The 19,871-nt window shown below is 57.8% G+C and carries 16 protein-coding genes; 9 read left to right on the top strand and 7 right to left on the bottom strand.

Annotation, left to right across the window (positions count from 1 at the left end; genetic code table 11):
• Window positions 1-12 precede the first annotated feature (12 nt).
• The 3 genes from mnmG to L1A08_RS10495 all read right to left on the bottom strand — a co-directional run bounded on the left by mnmG (window position 13) and on the right by L1A08_RS10495 (window position 3,353).
• Window positions 13-1,854 (bottom strand): tRNA uridine-5-carboxymethylaminomethyl(34) synthesis enzyme MnmG, encoded by a 1,842-nt coding sequence (mnmG, locus tag L1A08_RS10505; protein ID WP_238756347.1) that lies wholly within the window; start codon window positions 1,852-1,854, stop codon window positions 13-15.
• 93 nt (window positions 1,855-1,947) lie between these two features.
• Window positions 1,948-2,955, bottom strand: coding sequence for a ThuA domain-containing protein (locus tag L1A08_RS10500; protein ID WP_238756346.1), 1,008 nt, complete (start codon window positions 2,953-2,955; stop codon window positions 1,948-1,950).
• A gap of 107 nt (window positions 2,956-3,062) precedes the next feature.
• Window positions 3,063-3,353 (bottom strand): hypothetical protein, encoded by a 291-nt coding sequence (locus tag L1A08_RS10495; protein ID WP_238756345.1) that lies wholly within the window; start codon window positions 3,351-3,353, stop codon window positions 3,063-3,065.
• Window positions 3,354-3,556: 203 nt separating this feature from the next.
• Between L1A08_RS10495 and L1A08_RS10490 the strand changes: the two genes are divergently transcribed.
• The 4 genes from L1A08_RS10490 to L1A08_RS10475 all read left to right on the top strand — a co-directional run bounded on the left by L1A08_RS10490 (window position 3,557) and on the right by L1A08_RS10475 (window position 8,753).
• Window positions 3,557-4,732 (top strand): LLM class flavin-dependent oxidoreductase, encoded by a 1,176-nt coding sequence (locus L1A08_RS10490; protein WP_238756344.1) that lies wholly within the window; start codon window positions 3,557-3,559, stop codon window positions 4,730-4,732.
• A gap of 72 nt (window positions 4,733-4,804) precedes the next feature.
• Complete coding sequence (locus L1A08_RS10485; RefSeq protein ID WP_238756343.1) at window positions 4,805-5,590, top strand: alpha/beta fold hydrolase; 786 nt, start codon at window positions 4,805-4,807, stop codon at window positions 5,588-5,590.
• Window positions 5,591-5,820: 230 nt separating this feature from the next.
• Entirely contained in the window at window positions 5,821-7,335 is a 1,515-nt protein-coding gene (locus tag L1A08_RS10480; protein ID WP_238756342.1) for a UDP-N-acetylmuramoyl-L-alanyl-D-glutamate--2,6-diaminopimelate ligase, read from the top strand.
• 23 nt (window positions 7,336-7,358) lie between these two features.
• On the top strand, window positions 7,359-8,753 hold the full coding sequence (locus tag L1A08_RS10475; protein ID WP_238756341.1) for a UDP-N-acetylmuramoyl-tripeptide--D-alanyl-D-alanine ligase: 1,395 nt from the start codon (window positions 7,359-7,361) through the stop codon (window positions 8,751-8,753).
• Window positions 8,754-8,759: 6 nt separating this feature from the next.
• On the opposite strand, the gene L1A08_RS10470 is transcribed toward L1A08_RS10475, so the two are convergent.
• Both L1A08_RS10470 and L1A08_RS10465 read right to left on the bottom strand, forming a co-directional pair.
• Window positions 8,760-9,080: a hypothetical protein gene (locus L1A08_RS10470; protein WP_238756340.1), complete on the bottom strand. Its 321-nt coding sequence runs from the start codon at window positions 9,078-9,080 to the stop codon at window positions 8,760-8,762.
• Window positions 9,081-9,208: 128 nt separating this feature from the next.
• Window positions 9,209-10,159: a 6-phosphogluconolactonase gene (locus tag L1A08_RS10465; protein ID WP_390896859.1), complete on the bottom strand. Its 951-nt coding sequence runs from the start codon at window positions 10,157-10,159 to the stop codon at window positions 9,209-9,211.
• A 272-nt stretch (window positions 10,160-10,431) separates the two neighbouring features.
• Here L1A08_RS10465 and L1A08_RS10460 point away from each other — a divergent pair, with 272 nt between their 5' ends.
• The gene (locus L1A08_RS10460; RefSeq protein ID WP_238756338.1) at window positions 10,432-11,403 is read left to right on the top strand and encodes a hypothetical protein; all 972 of its coding nucleotides are present in this window, start codon (window positions 10,432-10,434) and stop codon (window positions 11,401-11,403) included.
• Window positions 11,404-11,609: 206 nt separating this feature from the next.
• Here the strand turns inward: L1A08_RS10460 and L1A08_RS10455 are convergent, their stop codons facing one another.
• Window positions 11,610-14,159, bottom strand: coding sequence for an ATP-dependent Clp protease ATP-binding subunit (locus L1A08_RS10455; protein WP_238756337.1), 2,550 nt, complete (start codon window positions 14,157-14,159; stop codon window positions 11,610-11,612).
• A 381-nt stretch (window positions 14,160-14,540) separates the two neighbouring features.
• On the opposite strand from L1A08_RS10455, the gene L1A08_RS10450 reads away from it, so the two are divergent.
• The gene (locus L1A08_RS10450; protein WP_238756336.1) at window positions 14,541-15,284 is read left to right on the top strand and encodes a sulfite exporter TauE/SafE family protein; all 744 of its coding nucleotides are present in this window, start codon (window positions 14,541-14,543) and stop codon (window positions 15,282-15,284) included.
• A gap of 62 nt (window positions 15,285-15,346) precedes the next feature.
• Here L1A08_RS10450 and L1A08_RS10445 read toward each other — a convergent pair whose 3' ends face one another.
• Window positions 15,347-16,714, bottom strand: coding sequence for a trypsin-like serine peptidase (locus tag L1A08_RS10445; protein ID WP_238756335.1), 1,368 nt, complete (start codon window positions 16,712-16,714; stop codon window positions 15,347-15,349).
• Between the two features lie 591 nt (window positions 16,715-17,305).
• On the opposite strand from L1A08_RS10445, the gene L1A08_RS10440 reads away from it, so the two are divergent.
• From L1A08_RS10440 to L1A08_RS10430, 3 genes are all read left to right on the top strand, one after another.
• A complete protein-coding gene (locus L1A08_RS10440; RefSeq protein ID WP_238756334.1) occupies window positions 17,306-18,001 on the top strand; it encodes a PDZ domain-containing protein in 696 nt (231 codons plus the stop codon).
• A 245-nt stretch (window positions 18,002-18,246) separates the two neighbouring features.
• The gene (rpiB, locus tag L1A08_RS10435) at window positions 18,247-18,735 is read left to right on the top strand and encodes a ribose 5-phosphate isomerase B (RefSeq protein WP_261362817.1); all 489 of its coding nucleotides are present in this window, start codon (window positions 18,247-18,249) and stop codon (window positions 18,733-18,735) included.
• Window positions 18,736-18,767: 32 nt separating this feature from the next.
• Complete coding sequence (locus L1A08_RS10430; protein WP_238756332.1) at window positions 18,768-19,757, top strand: aldo/keto reductase; 990 nt, start codon at window positions 18,768-18,770, stop codon at window positions 19,755-19,757.
• The last annotated feature ends 114 nt before the right edge of the window (window positions 19,758-19,871 follow it).

The raw sequence follows: 19,871 nt of genomic DNA, 5'->3' as shown, positions 1-19,871 counted from the left end.
TCAAAAGTTCTCTCAAGTCGCGGATTCCGCCTTCTCACCTCGGGGCTTCGCCAGGTACATCATCAGCACGGTCAGGTCAGCAGGAGTGATGCCGCTGATCCGCTCCGCCTGTCCCACGGTGACTGGTCGAATCCGGTTCAGCTTCTCGCGGGCTTCAACTCGCAACTGGGTCAGCCCGGAGTAATCGAAACTGTTGGGAATCTTCACCGCATGGATCTTGGAGTACCGGTCGATTTCCTTCTGCTGCTTGCGGAGGTAACCGGAGTACATGGCATCAATCTCGATCTGCCGCGTGACATCGCGAGACAACTCCAGTGCAGATGTCTCCGGCACCATCTCGCAGAGCGTCTCCCAGTTCACTTCCGGACGACGCAACCAGTCTTCAAGCGTCTGTCCCTGATGCCGCTTTCCGCGAATGAACTCAAAACCGCGATCGATCTCGGCGACACGGCGATCAAACAGCTCCAGACGTTCCGCAGAAGCCGTTCCGAGCGCCCGTGCCAGCGGGGTCAGCCGACGATCGGCGTTGTCCTGTCGGAGAATCAATCGATACTCGGCTCGTGAGGTAAACATCCGGTAGGGTTCGTCGACCCCCTTCGTCACGAGATCGTCAATCAACACGCCCAGATAGGCCTGATTGCGATCGAGTATAAACTCCGGCCGCCCGGCCACCTTCAGAGCGGCGTTCACACCGGCGATCAACCCCTGACCAGCCGCTTCTTCGTAACCGGTTGTCCCATTCAGTTGTCCGGCGAAATACAGCCCGGGAACCGCCTTTGTTTCGAGCGTCGGACGCAGTTGCGTCGGTGGTGCGAAATCGTATTCGACGGCGTATCCGTACCGCATGATCTCTGCCCGCTCAAGGCCCGGAATCGAACGGATCATCTGATCCTGCACGTCGCGGGGCAGGGAGGTCGAGATTCCATTGCAGTAGACTTCGTGCGTCTGACGACCTTCGGGCTCCAGGAAAATCTGATGCGAAGTCTTATCGGCGAAGCGGACCACTTTATCTTCGATCGACGGGCAGTACCGCGGGCCGGTCGAATTGATCTGCCCGGAATACATCGGCGCGCGATGCAGGTTGGCGCGAATCAACTCATGAATCTCATGAGTTGTTTCGGTGAGATAGCAGTCCATCTGTGGTTGCGAGATGCGCTCGGTCATGAACGAAAACGGTTCCGGATCTTCATCGCCCGGCTGCCGCTCCAGTTGATCGAAGTCGATCGTACGTCCATTCAGTCGGGCAGGTGTTCCCGTCTTGAATCGTTCCAGCGCGAAGCCAAGACGCGCGAGCGAATCAGAGATCGTTCCGGTTGTTCCCTCTCCTGCACGACCTCCCTGAGTCTTGGCCTCGCCAGTGTGCATGATCGCCTGCAGAAAGGTTCCGGTCGTAAGAATGAGAGCCGGACAACGATACTCGGCTCCACCGCGAACACGAATTCCGGTAATGCGGCCGTCTTCAGTCAGCAGGTCCTCGACCATTTCCTGGCGAAGCGTCAGATTCTCCTGCGACTCAACTCGCCATTTCATCGAGAACTGATAGGCCTTCTTGTCGGCCTGGGCGCGGGGCGAGTGCATCGCCGGACCCTTGGAGCGGTTGAGCATGCGGAACTGGATTCCGGTCTCGTCGATCACGCGGCCCATTTCGCCGCCAAGAGCATCGATCTCCCGTACAATCTGACCTTTGGCCACGCCACCAATCGCGGGATTACAGCTCATCTGGCCGACGGTATCGCAGTTCATGGTCAGCAGAGCCGTACGGGCTCCGATCCGCGCAGCAGCCAGAGCCGCCTCGGTACCGGCATGTCCGGCTCCGACAACAATCACATCGTAATCGTACTCGCGACGACTCATTCTCATTCTTCACAAAAAACAAAGACTCGCTGAATGCAGGCAACCAGCGAGTATTCTAGAACCGTATGCCAGCGGGGGAATCCCCGGTCGGTCTTACCAGGCGAAATCCGACGGTTTGAGTCCCTTCCTGAAGCTTCCGAAGCCGTAGAACGAGGGATCGTATTCGCCCAGGATCTCGACATTGGCGCGCTCAGGAACTTTCTTCTCCATCCCCAGGCACCAGAAAGATGCGTTCACCAGCATCCGACGGAGATCTTCATCTTCCAGATCAATCGACGAACAGAGTGTGGTACAGAAGATTCGAGACGTTTTGCCGGTCGACGTCTCATACTTCCGCGTCCAGGCAATCGGCATCATTGGGTCGTTCTTCTCGCCTTCAACCGGCGGATCGTCCGGCTTCATCCCCGTTAAAACCTGTCCACGGACAAGCACTTCCGCATCAGCCGGAAGTTCCCGAACGCCGTAGACATCCGTCGGTCCCCACAGATTCTCAACTCCGTTGAGAATCGGATGATCGGCGTGATCTTCCTCGATAATACCCCGGGTGCTCTCGGACTTATGCTTGCCATGGTGCGTGTACCACGTCTCGCCAAAGACCTCCTTTCCGAAACCGCCCGGCCATGCCGTGTTGGAATTGTTCCAGCCATAGTGGGCGTAAGAGGTCTCGAAGTCTTTGGGAAAGTTGAACGCGTGCGTCGAGGTTCGCAGTCCGATGATTGGCTTGCCTGACTTCAGGTAGTCATCGAAGTATTTCATGTCCTCGTCGGGCAGGGCACGGAATCGGGTAAATAGAATGACAAGATCCGCCGTCTGCAGGTTCTCCATTCCGGGGATGTTCTTCTGGTAGGTCGGCTCGATCTCCCCCGTTTCCGGATTGACCGCGAAGAGCACGGTGCACTTGAAACCATGGTGCCGGGCAAGAATCTGCCCCAGCATCGGCATGGCTTCTTCCGACCGATACTCATCGTCACCGGAAATCAGCACGATGTGCTTGCCGACGCCCGGACCTTTTTCCCCTTCGTAAACCACGTACTGCTGATCGGCCGCCGCCGCAAAGGACGGAATCGAGACCAGCAGGGTCAGAAATACAAGTAGGCGCATAAAAATGTTCCTTTGATCGATCCCGGGAATCTCGGAAAGGAGTGATATCTGTCGGCGAGGTGTTGAATTCGCTCCGCTGGACGAACCCGTCACAATACCTCTACCGGTTACTTCTTCGAGCTTTTAGGCTTGATGAGCCCTTTTTGCAGTTCATCGACCACAGCGGCGAGGATCGCAGGATCCTTCTTCTCCATGATATGCTCGACCCGCGTATCCGGGATCTCGAGGCGCTCCAGCAGCTTCCGGGCGGTTTCCCACTTCTTCTCGGCCTGCTTGGGACTGGCGAGGTAAAGACTGGTCACCAGTTCGCTCAGCTTCTGCTCGTCGATCTGATCGCGGTTATCGTAGTACCGCTTGATGATGTTCTGCTGGTAGCGCGAGTAATCCCGCTCCGCCATCGGACTTCCTCCCTGAATATCTGTTCGTCTTTATAGCAAATCTGCCAATTGTACCGGTTGGGCGATGCGAAATCGCCTCCGGAAAGTTTCTGTGACAGTCTGCCGCATTGCGATCAGCCTACAAAAACTGCAAGATAAATTCACGTCAGTTGATGCCGAGCTGACGCCAGTTCTAACGCCATTCCACGACGGGGACCGTTGCGATGAAGTTTTTCGCATTTCACCTGATGCCCTTTGACAAGCTTCCGGACGACTTCGAAGAGAAATACGAAACCGCCTGGACCTGGGTCCCCAACTCGCTGTACGACCCCATCCACGGCCACTCGTTGTACAATCGGTACCTGGATGAGCTGATCTACGCGGAAGAAGTCGGCTTCGACGGCGTCTGCATTAACGAGCATCATCAGTCGGCTTACGGGCACATGCCAAGCCCCAATCTCATGGCCTCGATTCTGGCCCGGCAGACAAAGCGGGTGAAAATCGCCGTCATCGGCAACGCGCTGCCGTTCTACGATCCTCCGACCCGCGTGGCGGAAGAATTCGCCATGATCGACGTGATCTCTGGCGGACGCCTGATCGCCGGAATGGTGGTCGGCGGGGGACCGGAATACAACTCCTTCAGCATGAACCCGACTTATGCCCGCAGCAAGTATCAGGAAGCACTCGACCTGATCGTTCGCGCCTGGACCGAGCCGGGACCGTTCGAGCATTACGGCGAGCACTGGAAGCTGAAGTACGTGAATCCCTGGCCCACTCCGTACCAGCAGCCGCATCCGCCGATCTGGATCCCCGGAGCAGGCAGCAAGGAGACGATCGATTTCGTCGCCGAACGCCGCTACAGCTACATGGGGATCCCGTATTTTCACAAGTCGTTCTTCAAGAAGAACTTCGATATGTTCCGTGACGCCTGCGACAAGAACGGTTACACGGCCGATCCCGAGCAGACCGGCTGGCTCGTGCCGATTTACGTCGCGGAGACCGACGAACAGGCGTGGGCCGAATACGAAAAGCATCTGTTCTTCTTCATTAACAAGCTGCTGAAGGGCCTGGTCGTTTTCCCACCGGGATATACGTCGGCCAAGTCGATCGCCCGGATCGGTTCCGCTCTGAAACAGTTCCTCGGCAATGTGAAAAACCGTGAGCAGGTCGAAGAAGGGGGTTATGCCATGGTCGGCAGCCCAGAAACCGTTCGCCAGAAGATGAAGGATTACATCCAGGATCTGGGCGTCGGCAATGTACTGGGACTGTTCCAGATCGGAACACTTCCCGCAGATCTGACGAAGAAGAACATGACTCTGTTCGGAGAGCAGGTTCTGCCTTATCTCCGAAAGGAGCTCGGAGCCGATGTCGTCGATGCCAGTGCAGCGACATCGACCTGAGGCGACCTGCTGAAGGCTCCCCTCACGACTTGATTGACACCATCTGTTTTTCTCCCAACTCTGAGCCCGTCCATGACTGTCCCTCACGAAACGTCCTTCGTCAAACTCGGAAACAAGAGCATCCAGCTGACCGTGGGAGGCGAAGGCCCACCACTGCTCTATCTGCACAGCGCCGGCGGGGAAACGGAGTGGACTCGCTTCCATGACCTGCTCGCGCAGTCGTTCACAGTGTATCTGCCGGCTCACCCGGGCTTCGACAATTCCGACGGACTGAACGAAATTCATTCCGCAGCCGACTATGCCTGGCATTACGTCGATCTGATGAGAGAGCTCAAACTGGAGAACGTTCCGGTGGTCGGTTTCTCCCTTGGGGGCTGGATCGGCATGGAACTGGCGGTGCTTCGGCCGGGACTCGTCTCCAAACTGGTTCTCGTGAACTCAGCCGGAATCCGCGTCGAAGGCGTCCCGATGGCGGAATTGTTCATCGACGAGCTCGACAAACTCCGTGCGTTACTCTTCTTCGATCCGAATTCGCCCTACGTCGAAGAGGCGATGCCGCTTTCCTTCGAGGACTCCCGCATTCTACTCTGGCTGAAGGCCCGCGAAGCCACGGCTCGTGTCGGCTGGAACCCGTACCTCCACAATCCAAACCTGCCGAAACATCTGTTCCGCATTGAGTGTCCGGTGAAGCTGCTCTGGGGCCGCAACGATCAGCTGCTTCCTCTCGGCATTGGCGAGTTCCTCGAAAAGGAACTCCCGAACGCCTCGTTGCAGATCTTCGAAGAGACAGGGCATATGCTTCCGTTCGAACGAGCTGAAGACTTCGTGGCGGCTACGAAAGCGTTCATCGTCGAGTAGAGCAGGCGAGCGAAGAGAGTGACCACGCCGTTCGCGTACAATGCACTTCGGGGGTTTGATGTGCTCTCCCAGGCCCAGGTTCCCCGACCATTCGCTCAAGGGAACAAGGACTGATCTTGACGGAACCGGCCCGGCATCGGCAAACTGCTCCCATCAGGCTGCCTGGTTCACAGATTCTCTCACAATGATGTGAGACTGATTACGTGCTCGGTCAGGGACGACGCGTCACAATGTGCTCTGCTTCTTCGCAGCGACCCATTTCGCAATACAGTATTCGCCAACTGCTGCCTTCGGCCAGTTTCGTCGGCTGTGGCGACATCCAGTTTCGAGACGTCTGCACACACTCCGCCCGCTGCAAGCCGGGCGATCTGTTCGTGGCGATGTCGGGCACCATCCACCACGGCTGCGATTTCGTAGAGGACGCTATCGCTCGCGGAGCCCGCGGCGTGCTGACTGATACGCCGCTTTCCTGTGTCGATGCCCCCCAGTGCATCGTCAGCGATGTCCGCAGAACATACGGGTGGCTTTGCCAGTATCTACAGGGACAACCCGGCAACCATCTGAACTTGATCGGAGTTACCGGAACCAACGGCAAGACCTCGATCACATGGCTGCTGCGATCAATTCTGCGAGCGGCCGGGAAGCAGCCGGGGCTGCTCGGTACCGTTGAGAACGACGATTCGCGAAATCCGCCGCAGCCTTCGTCGATGACGACTCACGAGCCGGCTCATCTCGCCGCATGGCTGAGAAAGATTGCCGAAGCAGGCGGAACTGATGTCATGCTCGAAGTTTCCAGTCATGCGCTCACGCAAAAGCGACTGGCCGGGCTTCAACTGCAGACCGCCATTATTTCCAACATCACCCAGGATCACCTCGACTACCACGGTTCGCTCGAAGCCTACTGCTCAGCCAAAGGGCTGATCGCTGATTACTGCAAGTTCGATGGTGCCCTGATTATCAATGGAGACGATCCCCGCATCCGCACGTCGCTCGATTGTCGACGCACTCCGATCATCCCCACCACCGTTGGCTTCGCAGCGGGGAACCACTACCAGATCGAGGTTCTCAACGAAGACCGCCACGGAAGCCGGTTTGTTCTCCAGGGACTGGATTGCCGGCTGGAGATCGCCATCAAGGTCCCCGGACGGTTCAACATTCTGAACGCAGCTCTGGCGGGCGTCGCCGCTCTGAAGCAGGAGGGCTGCTCTCCTCAGCACGTTGAACAGGGCCTCGCGAACGCAACCTGGCCGCCAGGACGGCTCCAGCGAATCGAAACCGATCACCCGTTTTCATGTTTCGTCGACTACGCCCATACACCAGACGCAATCGAGAATATTGTCGAAACGATGAGACCTCACGTCTCTGGTCGTCTGATCTGCGTTTTCGGAGCAGGGGGGAACCGCGATCGAACCAAACGACCGCTGATGACAAGGGCCGCACTCGCAGCCGATGTCATCGTGCTCACCTCAGATAACCCCCGTCACGAGCCGCAGCTTCAGATCTTTCACGATCTCCTCAGTGGCTTTCCCGACGAATGTACGGCGGATCTCATCGAAGCCGACCGGCGAGCCGCGATTGCCTGGGCGATTGGCCACGCCGAGCCTGGCGACTGTGTTCTCATTCTGGGCAAAGGTCATGAGAAAACGCAGCAGACTGGCGACGACCTGCAGATCTTCGATGATGTTGTCGAAGTCCAGACCGCTGCCCGCTCCGTCTCCATCAACGTCCTGCAACACACCGCCTGAGACACAGACGCGATTGGCCGCTGATGAATCCACTGAGCCTGTCCGAACTCGCCGACATCCTCGACGGCCGACTCGTCGCCGCTGCTGCCATGGACGACGCGTGCATCGAACGATCCGTGAGCATCGATTCCCGCACCCTTCAGGCCGGGGAAATTTTCGTCGCTCTGGCCGGCAGGCAGCAACACGGATGCAACTTCGTGAGGCATGCCCTCGAACAGGGGGCATCCGCAGCGGTGGTTGAACGGCCTGTCGATGTTCCTCTGCCGCAGATTGTCGTTGCGGATTCCAGGACGGCTCTCTGGCGAATGGCCTGCTGGCAGAAGGAAGCCACCGACGCGCTCATCATCGCCATCACGGGCTCGGTGGGAAAAACCAGCACCAGAAACATGCTGCACGGAGTCCTGGCCCAACAGTATCGAGGACGACAGAGCCCGCAGAATTACAACAATGAACTCGGCGTTCCGCTGAGCCTGCTGCAGATCACACCCGCCGATGAATTCGCGGTGATCGAGATCGCGGCGAACGGCCCGGGCGAGATTGCTCGGCTTTCGGCGCTCGCCGCTCCCGAGATTGGCATTCTCACTTCAGTGGGTCCGGCTCACCTTGAAGGATTCGGTTCTCTGTCCGGCGTCATTCAGGAGAAAAGCCAACTCCTGGCCGCACTACCGGAATCGGGTCTCACTGTGATTCCAGGACATCTCGCGCACCTGCCCGATATTCGCAAGGCGATTCGCACCCCCGTGGTCACAGTTGGTTCCACCCCCGATAACAACATTGTCGCTACGGAGATCGCCTGTACGGCGCCCGGCCTGGAGTTCAATGTCGACGGGCGGAACTTCCGACTCGCGGTGCAGGGGACTCATCTGCTGAACTCCGCTCTGATGTGCCTGGCGGTCGGCCGCGAGCTGGGAATGGATGACGATCAGATCCAGTCAGGTTTTGATCGATTTCAGAGCGTTCCGGGCCGAGGGGAGATCAAGCAGACCTCCTTTGGCTGCCTCATTGACGACTCGTACAACGCCAATCCACTTTCGATGGCTGCCGGCCTCGACCTGCTGCGACATCAACAGGGGGTCCAGCGACGCATTGCGGTCCTTGGCGACATGGCGGAACTCGGTGCCGAATCGGTCGCGCTGCATCGCAAAGTCGGGCACCGCGTCGCCCATGGCGATTGCGATTATCTCATCACCTACGGCTCGCGGGCACGAGACATGGCCCGAGGTGCTCACGCAGCCGGGATGTCCTCGAACTGCATTGCCTGCTTCGACACCATTCACGAGTTGTTACCCATTCTGAGTCTCTGGCTCGCCCCGGGCACAGCCGTGCTTGTCAAAGGTTCCCGCTCCATGCACATGGAGGCCATCGTTTCCGCCCTGGAAGCCAGCGATCAGCGGCAATGGCAGGCAGCAGCTGCCTGAGCAACACTACTTCAGTGGATAATCCGTAATCGGAATCCCCTGGCCGACGACTTCACGCAGCCGTTCATAGCCGCGTGTCACCCGCTCCACGCGAGCCTGATCGTCCGCGGGGTCAACGAGTTCCACTTCCTCTGGCTGCACAAATTTCTCATGGCGAATGAAACGGCAGAGGTCGTGATCGCAATGGAGATGACGCTCTGGAGCCCCGAAGAGCTCGTGCAGCTGAACTTCGCCGAGCACATAACGCAAATAGAGCGCACTCTCGATGATGTTCTTCACCGGCTCGCCGCAGATCTCGCACTTGTAACCCTGATCACACTTCGCCACGGTTCTAATCCTTCAGCCGTCCGTCACCGACAAAAAACTGGGATCGCCCTGACGACGATCCCAGCGTACCTCATTCAAAGCAAATAACATTCAGAGCAGGCGGCCGGTTGGAAGCCGGCCCTGCCGTGTTAATTGCACTCTGCGACCAGCGGGCCGGCCAGTTCGTTCAGGAAGAACAGTTTTCCCTTCTGCAGGGGCATGTAGGTCGAGGGAATCCAGGTCGTTGGCTTGTGATGCAACGTCATCCACAAACTGAGTCCCTGCCACTGCATGCCGCGGCCGAGAATCCCATCTGCTCCACCGATGGCGTAATCGGCTTTCGCGAACAGAGCCGGGCCGATCGTGTTGGCCCGAGCCGGGACAAGCGGAGTGCGGCTCTTGAAACTCGTGATCGCATTCTGCTCGATCGTCAGCGGATGCAGTTTGGCGGCGATGCGATGCGTCTGGCCGAGCCATTCTTCTTCCGAATCGTATTCGCCCGCAAAGTGCGGTTCCCAGAACGCGATGTGACAGACGCGACCGATGCCGTAAACGACTACCAGATCCGCTCCGGCGGCTCGCAGTTCGCCAATGCGATCGCCGTAAGTTGGCAGGACATTCTTGACCGCGAAGTGACGCTGATTCTCGGGAACGGTCAGCTTGCCGAGCGGACCGTAGAAGGCATGCTCCATCGCGTACTGGAAAGCAGCCGGGTTGCTGGCGGGGAGCGTATTGCCTTCGGCGTCACTCCACTCGTCCATGTTGAAGCCATAGACGTGCTTGCAGTCGACATTCCATTCTTTCAGGAAGTAGACGGCCCAGCGGTACATTCCCATCGGACCAACCGGCAGAATGAAGGCGATCTTGCGACCTTCGTCCTTAGCCCTGCGGATCGTCATGGCGATCTCGTGGCCCATGTAGGTGTCAAAATCGCCGACTGAGGCGCAATTGATGGTCTGGAACGAATCGTTCCACCAGTCTTCTCGGCTGTCGATCGTGCTTGGATCACTGCTGACGCAGTCATTGATGACACTCAGATCCCAGCCTGCTGGAAAGAAATTTTCCATCAATGAATCTTTGAGGGTATCTGTGAGGTCCATCAGGCGGCTCCTTTTCGGAATACATAAATCGGTGGGACAAACTCTGCGGGGGAGCAAGCGACTTTGATGGAAAACAGTCTATACCATCCGTGAGATGCCGCCAAACGACTCGCGACTTCACAGCCGCACCGTTCGCATTTCGTCGATGTCAGGTCTCACAGGTTCTTGAGGATCGCCGAAGACAATTGCCGAAGAATGCTTAACCCATTTCCGCAAAAACGCTACATTTGCAGCCCATATCATCGTTTCGGTTCTCACTCAGGTCGGCCACCATGGAACTTCAGGAAGAATTTCACGAAACCGGTTTCCTCCGCTGGCGGCGGATGTTTCCCTGGCTGCATCTGCTGCGCGTGCCGGGGATCACGGCTCGAATGCCGATTCTGCTCGTGGGATTAGTCACGAGTCTGCTGCTCGTGGCCGGGTTCCAGTTGACGGGGGAATCCAGTGGTTCTTTGACGCTGCCCCTGTGGTCAACGACTCCCGCCGACTACTACGCCTTCGCGCTGGAGGCATCGTCGCCGATTGTGATGGCTTATCAACTCTGGGCGAGCTGTGCGGAGTTCCAGTCAATCCGAGAGATTTCTGGACCTCTGGCAATACTCCTCATCCACATCATCTCCGGCCTCATCATTTGCCGCGCGGCCGGATCGGCGTTCACGACAGGCAGCTGCACACGCGTCCGGAGTTCTGTCGCCGATGGCCTCCGAAATCTTCCCGCAGCGGGACTGAGCCTGCTACTCCCCGTGATGATGCTCGGCCTGCTGGGTGCCCTGATCTGGGGCACGCTTGCGGCCAATCAGATTCCCATCCTCGGCGAGATCCTTTACGGTCCCGGGCTGCTACTGTCTTTGATCGCTATCGTCTTTTCACTTGGCCTCGTTTTCGGATGGCCGCTCCTGATACCAGCGATCGCGATCGAAGGCGGCGACGGATTCGACGCATGGAGCCGCTGCTTCGACTACGTTCGGTCGCGCTCAGTCTCAATCGTCATCTCCTTCGTTCTCGCAATGTTTCTCGGAATCCTGCTCTTCCAGCTCCTCGGAGAACTGCAGCGTTTGACGTTTGCGTGGATGGACGGCATGAGAGACGCGAACGGTCGCTACCTCGTTTCCCTGTGGCAACTGATCTGGTTAGCCGCGTTCGATGGCTTCCGGCGAGCCTACTTCTGGGTCACCGTAACGGCAGTGTATGTGCTGACGCGGTATAGCGTGGATCGAATTCCGATGTCCGAGTTTCGGGAGTAGGAGCAGCCCGGTTTCTCACCGAGTTCCTTACGACGTCGCAGCGTGTGCCAGTGGATTTCGATCAGGTTCCTCGGTAAGCCCACTGGCTTAGCCAATGGGCTTACCGTAATTCGGCATCGAATTCGGCCAATTACTAACCACTTCTATAAAAAAACGCCCCGTGTTTGCACACGGGGCGTTCTCGTTTTCGAGCTCAGATCAAAGCGTTACGCTTCGCCTTCATTGCTTTCGCCTTCCTCACCGGAGCCGACGGCGGCCAGTGCGGGTTCAGGGTCTTCGCTCGTGTAGGCGTCGAAGTTGAGTTGCTTGGCGTCGCCCACTTCTTTGATGTCGACCTTGATCGTGTTCTTACCCTCGAAGGCGTTCCGCAGCAGCTCTTCAGCCAGCGGGTCTTCGATGTACATCTCGACCGAGCGACGCAACGGACGGGCACCATATTCCAGGTTCTCGCCTTCGCGACCCTTCTCGATGAGGAAGTCGCGAGCTTCGTCGGAAAGTTCGAGCCGCAGACCCCGTTCGCCCAGACGCTGACGCACCTTGCGAAGTTCGATGTCCACGATCAGACGCAGGTTTTCGTGAGTCAGCTTGCGGAAGATCACGACTTCGTCCAGACGTCCGAGGAATTCCGGCTTGAAGACCCGCTGCATGACGTGCTGGACTTCGCGTTTCATGCCGTCGTAAGAAGCTTCTTCGTCCTTGCTGGAGTGGAAGCCGAACGGCGAAGCGTTCGAAATCACTTCGGCACCGGCGTTGGTCGTCATGATCATGATCACGTTCTTGAAATCGACCTTGCGACCGAAGCTGTCGGTCAGATGGCCTTCTTCCATGATCTGCAACAGCATGTTGTAGACGTCCGGGTGAGCCTTTTCGATTTCGTCGAGCAGCACGACGGCGTAAGGCCGACGGCGAATCTGCTCGGTGAGCTGACCACCTTCTTCGTAACCGACGTATCCCGGAGGGGCACCGATCAGACGGCTGATGTTGTGCTTCTCCTGGTACTCACTCATGTCGATCTGAATGAGGGCTTCCTCATCGCCGAACATGAACTCGGCCAGTGTCTTGGCGAGCAACGTTTTACCAACCCCGGTCGGACCTGCGAACAGGAAGACCCCGGTCGGTCGCTTCGGATCCTTCAGTCCACTGCGGCTACGACGCACAGCCTTGGAGACCTGTTTGATGGCCTCGTCCTGGCTGATGACCCGCTTGTGCAGTTCTTTCTCCATCTCGAGCAGACGGACGGCGTCTTCGCTCGAAAGACGAGTCAGCGGCACGCCGGTCATCTTGGCGACAACAGTCGCGGCGATCTCGGCATCGACCAGGCCATCCTTCTGCTTGGACTTTTCTTTCCACTCAGCGGTGATCTTTTCCTTACGCAGTTTGACCTTATCGGCCTGATCACGCAGGGAAGCAGCCTTTTCGAAGTCCTGATTGGCGACCGCATCTTCCTTCTGCTGGTTGAGGCGCTCGATCTCTTCTTCGAGTTCCTTCAGGTCCGGCGGACGAACCATTGTCTTCAGACGAACGTACGCGCCCGCTTCGTCAATAACGTCGATCGCCTTATCCGGCAGGCACCGTCCGGTGATGTATCGCGACGACAACTCGACAGCCTTCTGAATGGCGTCGTCGGTAATCTGGACCTTATGGTGAGATTCGTAACGATCCCGCAGACCTTTGAGGATCTGCACCGTCTGCGACTGCGACGGGGGATCGACCATCACACTCTGAAAGCGGCGTTCGAGAGCGGCGTCTTTTTCGATGTACTTGCGGTATTCGTCGAGGGTGGTTGCTCCGATACACTGCAGTTCGCCACGGCTCAGTGCAGGCTTCAGAACGTTGGAAGCATCGATGGCTCCCTCAGCTCCCCCGGCTCCGACCAGCGTGTGGAGTTCGTCGATGAAGAGAATCGTGTTCTTGGCGCGACGAACTTCGTTCATCACCGCCTTGATACGCTCTTCGAACTGCCCGCGATACTTCGTACCGGCGACCATCATCGCGAGGTCGAGAACGACGATCCGTTTTTCCGCCAGAATTTCCGGCACGTTCCCGTCGACGCACATCTGTGCGAAGCCTTCAACGATGGCGGTCTTACCAACGCCAGCTTCACCCAACAGCACCGGGTTATTCTTCTGACGACGGCAGAGAATCTGAATCACGCGTTCGATTTCGGTTTCGCGACCGATGACGGGATCGAGCTTGCCCTGACGAGCCAGTTCGGTCAGATCGCGGCCGAAGCTATCCAGAGCAGGGGTCTTGCTGCTCTTGGCCGACTTGGCTCCGCCGGCTGCTCCGCCGCGTTCGCCGGTTTCAGAAGCTTCGAGCCCATGGCCAAGCAGATTGAGGACTTCTTCGCGGACATCTTCCAGCTTCATGCCGAGATTCATCAGAACCTGAGCGGCGACCCCTTCCTGTTCGCGGAGGAGTCCGAGCAGAAGGTGTTCGGTGCCGACGTAATTGTGATTGAGGTTCCGCGCTTCCTCCATCGCGTATTCAATCACCTTCTTCGCCCGTGGCGTCTGGGGCAGTTTGCCCATCGTCACCATGTCCGGTCCAGTCTGGACAATCTTTTCGACTTCCAGACGAATCTTCCGCAGGTCGACTTCGAGGTTCTTCAGAACGTTGGCGGCGACGCCCGAACCTTCCTTGACCAGACCCAGCAGAATGTGCTCGGTGCCGATGTACTCGTGATTGAAGCGCTGGGCCTCCTGATTGGCCAGCTGCATGACTTTGCGGGCTCGATCCGTGAAACGTTCGTACATAGAGTTCAGCTCCCTGATGCGGTCGAGTCGAGAATGACGAGCGTCATCTCCACAGGCCCTGTTTCGACATCCGCAGTTGCCTGCGTCCGTCAAATCCATTGAATTTGTATGGGATGCGTATCAATACACGCCTGATTATCTGTCAAGAATAGTATGCCGGTCCGAGCTTCAGGCCAACTGGAACAGCGACGGGAAAAGACACGTCGGTGAATAATCGCTAAGATCCCTCCGACCCGGTCTGATCCCGGAACGAGTACGCCCCCGCTGCAATGTCATCCGTTTGAACGAACCGACCAACTTCTCATTCTAGTTGGCGATATCCCGGGCGGCAAGATTACTCGACGTCCCAATTCCCCGCATACCCCATACCAACGAATCCTCATGGAGTTCGAAACCTGGCACTGGATTCTCTTTACCGGCGTCGTTGTCGTCTCCGGATTTGTCCAGAGTGCTTTGGGTTTCGGGTACGCTCTGGTCGCAATGTCGGTTCTTCCAGCGCTCACCGGCGTGAAGGATGCCAACCTGATTGTCTCGTTCTCGGCGTTCGCACCGCTTGCAATCGCCGCCTGGTCCTACCGTCGACACCTCGTCCCTGAGTCGCTGCTGCTGGCGATCGGCGCGTCGCTGGCGGCCCTCCCGATCGGCCTGGCGGTCCTCGTGCTTTCCATCGACGACATCCTCGTGAGACTCACGGGAATTGTCATTCTACTGATGGCCATTGATGGACTCACCCGCAGATCGACGACCCAGGAGCAGGGGCCCGCGTCGAAACTCTGGACCTGCATCGCGGGAGCGGTCAGCGGATTTCTCGCGGGAGCGGTCACAATCGGCGGCCCTCCCATTGCGATTTACGCCGCCCGACGTCCCTGGCCTCCCAATCAGATGAAGGCCTTCCTGACGACATTCCTGCTCATCACCTCTGTGGTGAAGCTGTGCGCGCTGGCGACGACCGGACTCGTTAACAAACAGGTGCTCCTGCTCTCGGCCGTTGCAATTCCGATCGCCTATGTCGGAGGCGAACTCGGAGTACGCGGAACAAAGCACATCAACGCGAAACTGTTCCGCATCCTCACGCTGATCGTGCTGTCGATCATCGCCACGTTGATGATTACGCGTGGAGCGTGAACACACCGGGTGGCCCGCCCGCTGAGGCGGACGGACCACCCGGAACATGTTCGGGGGCACTTTTACCTGCTTGCGGTCGCTTCAAGCACCTCTTCGCTGTAAAACCGGGCGTCGCCCCAGAGGTCGATGATATACTTCTGAAATTCGTCGGCGCTGCGGTCTTCGCCTTTGTCTTCTTTGACGATCGTTTCAGCCGCTTCTTTCAGCGACAGGTACGCCGTCCGCGCTTTTTCGAGGGACGTTTTCACTTCTTCCGAGACCGATTCGTCCGCCTGGATCAGCTCGTATTCCTTCTCAAACTGGCCGGCTCGCAGTTTTGGCGAAACCCGCTCGCGGACCCGTTCGGCGATCTCGGGGGCAACGTCGGCGAGATACTCCTTGTGAAACTTCCGCATCAGAATGCGACGCTGAGACGGAGACGCAGCCGGAAAACTGGCTGCTTTGCCGATCATGTACCGCGTGTAATCTTCCAGCAGTGACATACAGATCACCGTGTAGACCGCCGAATCTCCGTAGTAAGCGCCAGCCGTGTTATGAGCCAGATCGCGTCCGAACTCGCGCGTGTAACGATCTTCGACGCGGGTGATGGCCCGCTCCTGCAGATCGCTGTTGAGACCATTCCATTGCGTGTAAGCGTCGGCGGCAATATCGCCGGAGCGGGCAAAGGAATAACCGATCTCGTTGTAACTTGAAGAGCGAATGATCTTGTAGGAAACGATGCCGAGCACGGCGCTCGTTCCTTCCAGCACCACCGGTCCACCGCTGTAGCCTGGATAGATTTCGACATCGAGGCGAAGTTCATCGGGACGCACTTCGGCAATCTTACAGGTGCGGGCATACATGGGATCATATTCGCCATTGCGGCCCGGGTTCCCCATTACCAGCACTTCACTCCCAGACTTCGCCGGTTCGGTTGACCAGAGCCAGAAGTGGTCGTCCGGAACAGGTTCCGGCAGGCGGAGCAGGGCGACGTCCTGCTTGCGGTCGTAGAAAAACAGGCGAGCTCCATTGAACGTCACTTCACGATCTTCGTCGGGGAAGAACGTGTAGCTGAGGTCCGCGATGTTCTTGGCGGCGACACAGTGTGCAGCCGTCACAATCGTTTGACGGTCTCCATAGAGGAAGCCAGAGCCGAAGCCGCCGTCCGGCATCTTGACCAGACAGGTCGCCGACTTGATCAGCTCTCGAAATTCCCCGGCGGCCAGCAGACCAAGATCGACGGTCAGTTCCGCATTCGCCCGAATCGCCTGAGGCTCACTCCGTTGCGTGATGCCATATCCATTAACTTCGACGATCACCGGCTTGGCGTGGGTGACATCAAAAACAGCCGTCAGTTCTCCCTGAGACAGCGGCACCGTCTCGAGCACTTCTTCGCTCGCCGCATCGAGCAGTCGGACAGTCGAACCGAGCGTGTCTGTTTTGATGGTCAACTGCCGCTTCACTGCAGGAGTGTTCAGAGTTGCGGGGGTCGCGGAATCCCCGGCCGACGCCGAATCATTAGCGGAAGACGGCATGGGATTCGGTGAGGTCGCTGAATTTGTCCCCGGCAGAACGGTGACTGCCGGCAAGTCTCCTGAGTCCTGTTCACATCCGATCCCGCTGACCAACAGCAGACCGACCAACACCGCCACTTGAAAACGCTTCACCCGTCCGCACCTTGTTTCAACACACTTATTTGATTTCTAATGACACGCAGATCATCACGCACACCTGTTTATCAGCAAGAATACGTCAACCTCGTTTCACCGAACAAGGGTGCACCACAGATTCGCGAAAAAATATCGGATAGATCGTCCCTACAGGTCTCACCAGCAGACACACCGATTTTCTCGCTCGCCTTCGAAATCGGAAAAGTCGACCAAATCAGTGCAATCGCACCCGCGAAACCGTGTCGGCAACTCGTGAGAATAAATTTCGCAGAATTGCTGTCCCCGGCGAGGCGCGATTTACGCGAAGCGGAGAGTCGCGTGGAGCGGATTCAGTAACCCGCGACTTCAAGCTAAGCCCTAAAGGACAACACCATGAACAACTTCCTCTTCAATACTCTCGGAATGACTGGTTTGATCCTGGCAGCCGCAGGCAGCGTTCAGGCTCAGGACTACTTTTACCAGCCTGGTCCGCGGCTCGTGCAGCCGGGTTCGAATCCGACACCTTCTCGCCAGATTCAAGTCGAAGAGAACTACGGCTCCAGCGAATACGTTCGTCCAAACAGACAATGGCAGCCGGAACCTTCAGTCTTCGTGCCGCCGCAGAACGATCATGAATTCGTGAATGTCCGGGAACTCGGATTCGCTGGTGAGATCTGCAACGGGCAGATCATCATCACCCGGGTCACACATCGTTCAGAAGCCTGCCGCATCGGACTCGAAGAAGGCGACACCATTCTGAGCATGAACCGTCGGAAGGTCTTCTGCGAGCACGACATTGAAGACATTCTTTCGGGCTGTCAAAGCACGGTCTGCATGCTCGTCCGCCACGGAGACTGCGGACGAATTACGGAAGTCGACGCCCAATTGCCGAGATATGGTTGCGGACACCGCCGGCAGTCGGTTTACGTCGAACCGATTTACGAACGGCCGACGATTAGCGACTACGACTACCGTCGCCCCATGCCGTACAGCTCGCCGCGATACGAATACCGGGGTGGCCCGCGTGAGCAGTACGATTTCCAGATGCGGACCGGAAAGGTTCAATTCGGAGTCTCACTCGGACGGTAATTAACCCCACATCGAAGTCTTCCGCTGAATGAACGCGCGGGATCGGACACTCGAAGCTCGTGAAAACAGCGAAAGAATGAGGGAAGAGGCCCTCGTGGAATTTTCCACGAGGGCTTTGTCCATTTCCGAGGCGCGCTACACGATCACTCGCGGTTTGCCGCGGACTTCCTTGGTTTCCCTCGATGCTCCCGGTACACTCGCCCTCGTCCCAAACACCTCCTAATTACACGAAAGATGCAGTCGTCATGGGTTCCTTCGCCTGTCGGCGGATCGCCATTGGTGGAGATCACGCTGGATTTGTCATGAAAACCGAGCTGCTCGCGACGCTTTCCGCCCTGGACGTCGAATTGATTGACTGCGGCGCTTTTGACCAGAATCCCTCCGATTTCCCGATGTTCGCCGAGCAGGTAGCCGAGAAAATCCTCTCTGGCGAAGTCGAACGAGGACTGCTCGTTTGTGGCAGCGGTGTCGGCGTCAGCGTCGCCGCGAACAAGATTCCAGGCATCCGAGCCAGCCTCTGCCACGATTCTTACTCCGCTCATCAGGGCGTCGAGCACGATGACATGAACGTCCTTTGCCTCGGTGCGCGGGTCATTGGACCATCACTGGCTACGGAAATTGTCCATTCTTTCCTCTCGGCCACGTACGCCCCCCAGCCCCGTCATCAGGCTCGAGTCGATATGATCAACGCCATCGAAAAGCGGGCACTCGACGGGCACTACACGAAGAAATAGTTGCTTACCCGTCCGGAACAGGAATGAGAACGATGATCACTCGCCCGTTGGGACGCACCGGACTGCAGGTCTCGCGAATCGGCCTCGGCCTGGCGGCGCTGGGGCGGCCCGGTTACATCAATCTCGGTCACGCAGACGATCTGAATCACCAGTACGATGTCGCAGCGATGCAGGCTAGGGCGGCTCAGGTCCTGCAGGCCGCCTATGACGCCGGCATTCGTTATTTCGACGCAGCTCGCTCCTACGGAAAAGCCGAACAATTTCTCGGCGAATGGCTGAGGTCCTCACAGGTCGAAGAGATCGTGATCGGCTCCAAATGGGGCTACGAATACACAGCCGGCTGGCAGGTTGAGGCGGAGGTGCATGAGGAAAAGCAGCACACCGTCGAACGACTTAATCAGCAATGGGAAGAGACCGGCGAAACGCTCGGCTCACGGCTGAATCTCTATCAGATCCATTCCGCAACGCTCGAAAGCGGTGTGCTTGAGAAAACGGACGTGCTGCATCGACTCGTCGAACTCAAGCAGAATAGCATCGCCATCGGTCTCAGCGTGAGCGGTCCCCGGCAGAAGGAAACCATCGAGAAAGCGATCGAAGTCCACTGCGATGGCGTGCGTGTCTTCGACACCGTTCAGGCGACATGGAATCTCCTTGAGACGTCCGCGGGTGCCGCATTGGCCGCCGCGCATCAGGCGGGACTCGGGGTCATCATCAAAGAAGCCCTCGCAAACGGGCGGCTAACCTCCCGAAACAACGATCCGGCATTCGCTCAGTCTCGCGAACAACTCTCGCATCTGGCAGGAGAGGGGGGCGTCTCGATTGACGCCATCGCAATTGCAGCTGTCCTGGAACAGCCCTGGGTCGACGTCGTACTCAGCGGAGCGGCGACCAGCGAACACCTGGAGTCCAACGTTCGTGCTCTCGATGTTCCGCCTGGGACCAACCTCTCCGGGAAACTTGCTGGATTGAACGAAGCCCCGGCTGATTACTGGAGTCGACGAAGCCGGCTCGACTGGAACTGAGACGACGGACTGCGTTTTCGGCCTCACTTCCGGCCTTTTCCCGGGGTTGCGGCGGTTCGTTCATCAAATGTTCAAATTCGATGTCACCCTGTAGAGCGGTTCCCGTCGGGAAGG

It is taken from the genome of Rubinisphaera margarita (assembly GCF_022267515.1).
Lineage (GTDB): Bacteria > Planctomycetota > Planctomycetia > Planctomycetales > Planctomycetaceae > Rubinisphaera > Rubinisphaera margarita.
The sequence above is the reverse complement of the archived record's forward strand: the minus strand, read 5'-3'. Positions and strand labels throughout refer to the sequence as shown.

Excerpts from the sequence above, each read along its gene's own strand:
- mnmG (WP_238756347.1), bottom strand. The coding sequence starts at position 1,854 with ATGAGTCGTCGCGAGTACGATTACGATGTGATTGTTGTCGGAGCCGGA.
- L1A08_RS10500 (WP_238756346.1), bottom strand. The coding sequence starts at position 2,955 with ATGCGCCTACTTGTATTTCTGACCCTGCTGGTCTCGATTCCGTCCTTT.
- L1A08_RS10495 (WP_238756345.1), bottom strand. The coding sequence starts at position 3,353 with ATGGCGGAGCGGGATTACTCGCGCTACCAGCAGAACATCATCAAGCGG.
- L1A08_RS10490 (WP_238756344.1), top strand. The coding sequence starts at position 3,557 with ATGAAGTTTTTCGCATTTCACCTGATGCCCTTTGACAAGCTTCCGGAC.
- L1A08_RS10485 (WP_238756343.1), top strand. The coding sequence starts at position 4,805 with ATGACTGTCCCTCACGAAACGTCCTTCGTCAAACTCGGAAACAAGAGC.
- L1A08_RS10480 (WP_238756342.1), top strand. The coding sequence starts at position 5,821 with ATGTGCTCTGCTTCTTCGCAGCGACCCATTTCGCAATACAGTATTCGC.
- L1A08_RS10475 (WP_238756341.1), top strand. The coding sequence starts at position 7,359 with ATGAATCCACTGAGCCTGTCCGAACTCGCCGACATCCTCGACGGCCGA.
- L1A08_RS10465 (WP_390896859.1), bottom strand. The coding sequence starts at position 10,159 with ATGGACCTCACAGATACCCTCAAAGATTCATTGATGGAAAATTTCTTT.
- L1A08_RS10460 (WP_238756338.1), top strand. The coding sequence starts at position 10,432 with ATGGAACTTCAGGAAGAATTTCACGAAACCGGTTTCCTCCGCTGGCGG.
- L1A08_RS10455 (WP_238756337.1), bottom strand. The coding sequence starts at position 14,159 with ATGTACGAACGTTTCACGGATCGAGCCCGCAAAGTCATGCAGCTGGCC.
- L1A08_RS10450 (WP_238756336.1), top strand. The coding sequence starts at position 14,541 with ATGGAGTTCGAAACCTGGCACTGGATTCTCTTTACCGGCGTCGTTGTC.
- L1A08_RS10440 (WP_238756334.1), top strand. The coding sequence starts at position 17,306 with ATGAACAACTTCCTCTTCAATACTCTCGGAATGACTGGTTTGATCCTG.
- rpiB (WP_261362817.1), top strand. The coding sequence starts at position 18,247 with ATGGGTTCCTTCGCCTGTCGGCGGATCGCCATTGGTGGAGATCACGCT.
- L1A08_RS10430 (WP_238756332.1), top strand. The coding sequence starts at position 18,768 with ATGATCACTCGCCCGTTGGGACGCACCGGACTGCAGGTCTCGCGAATC.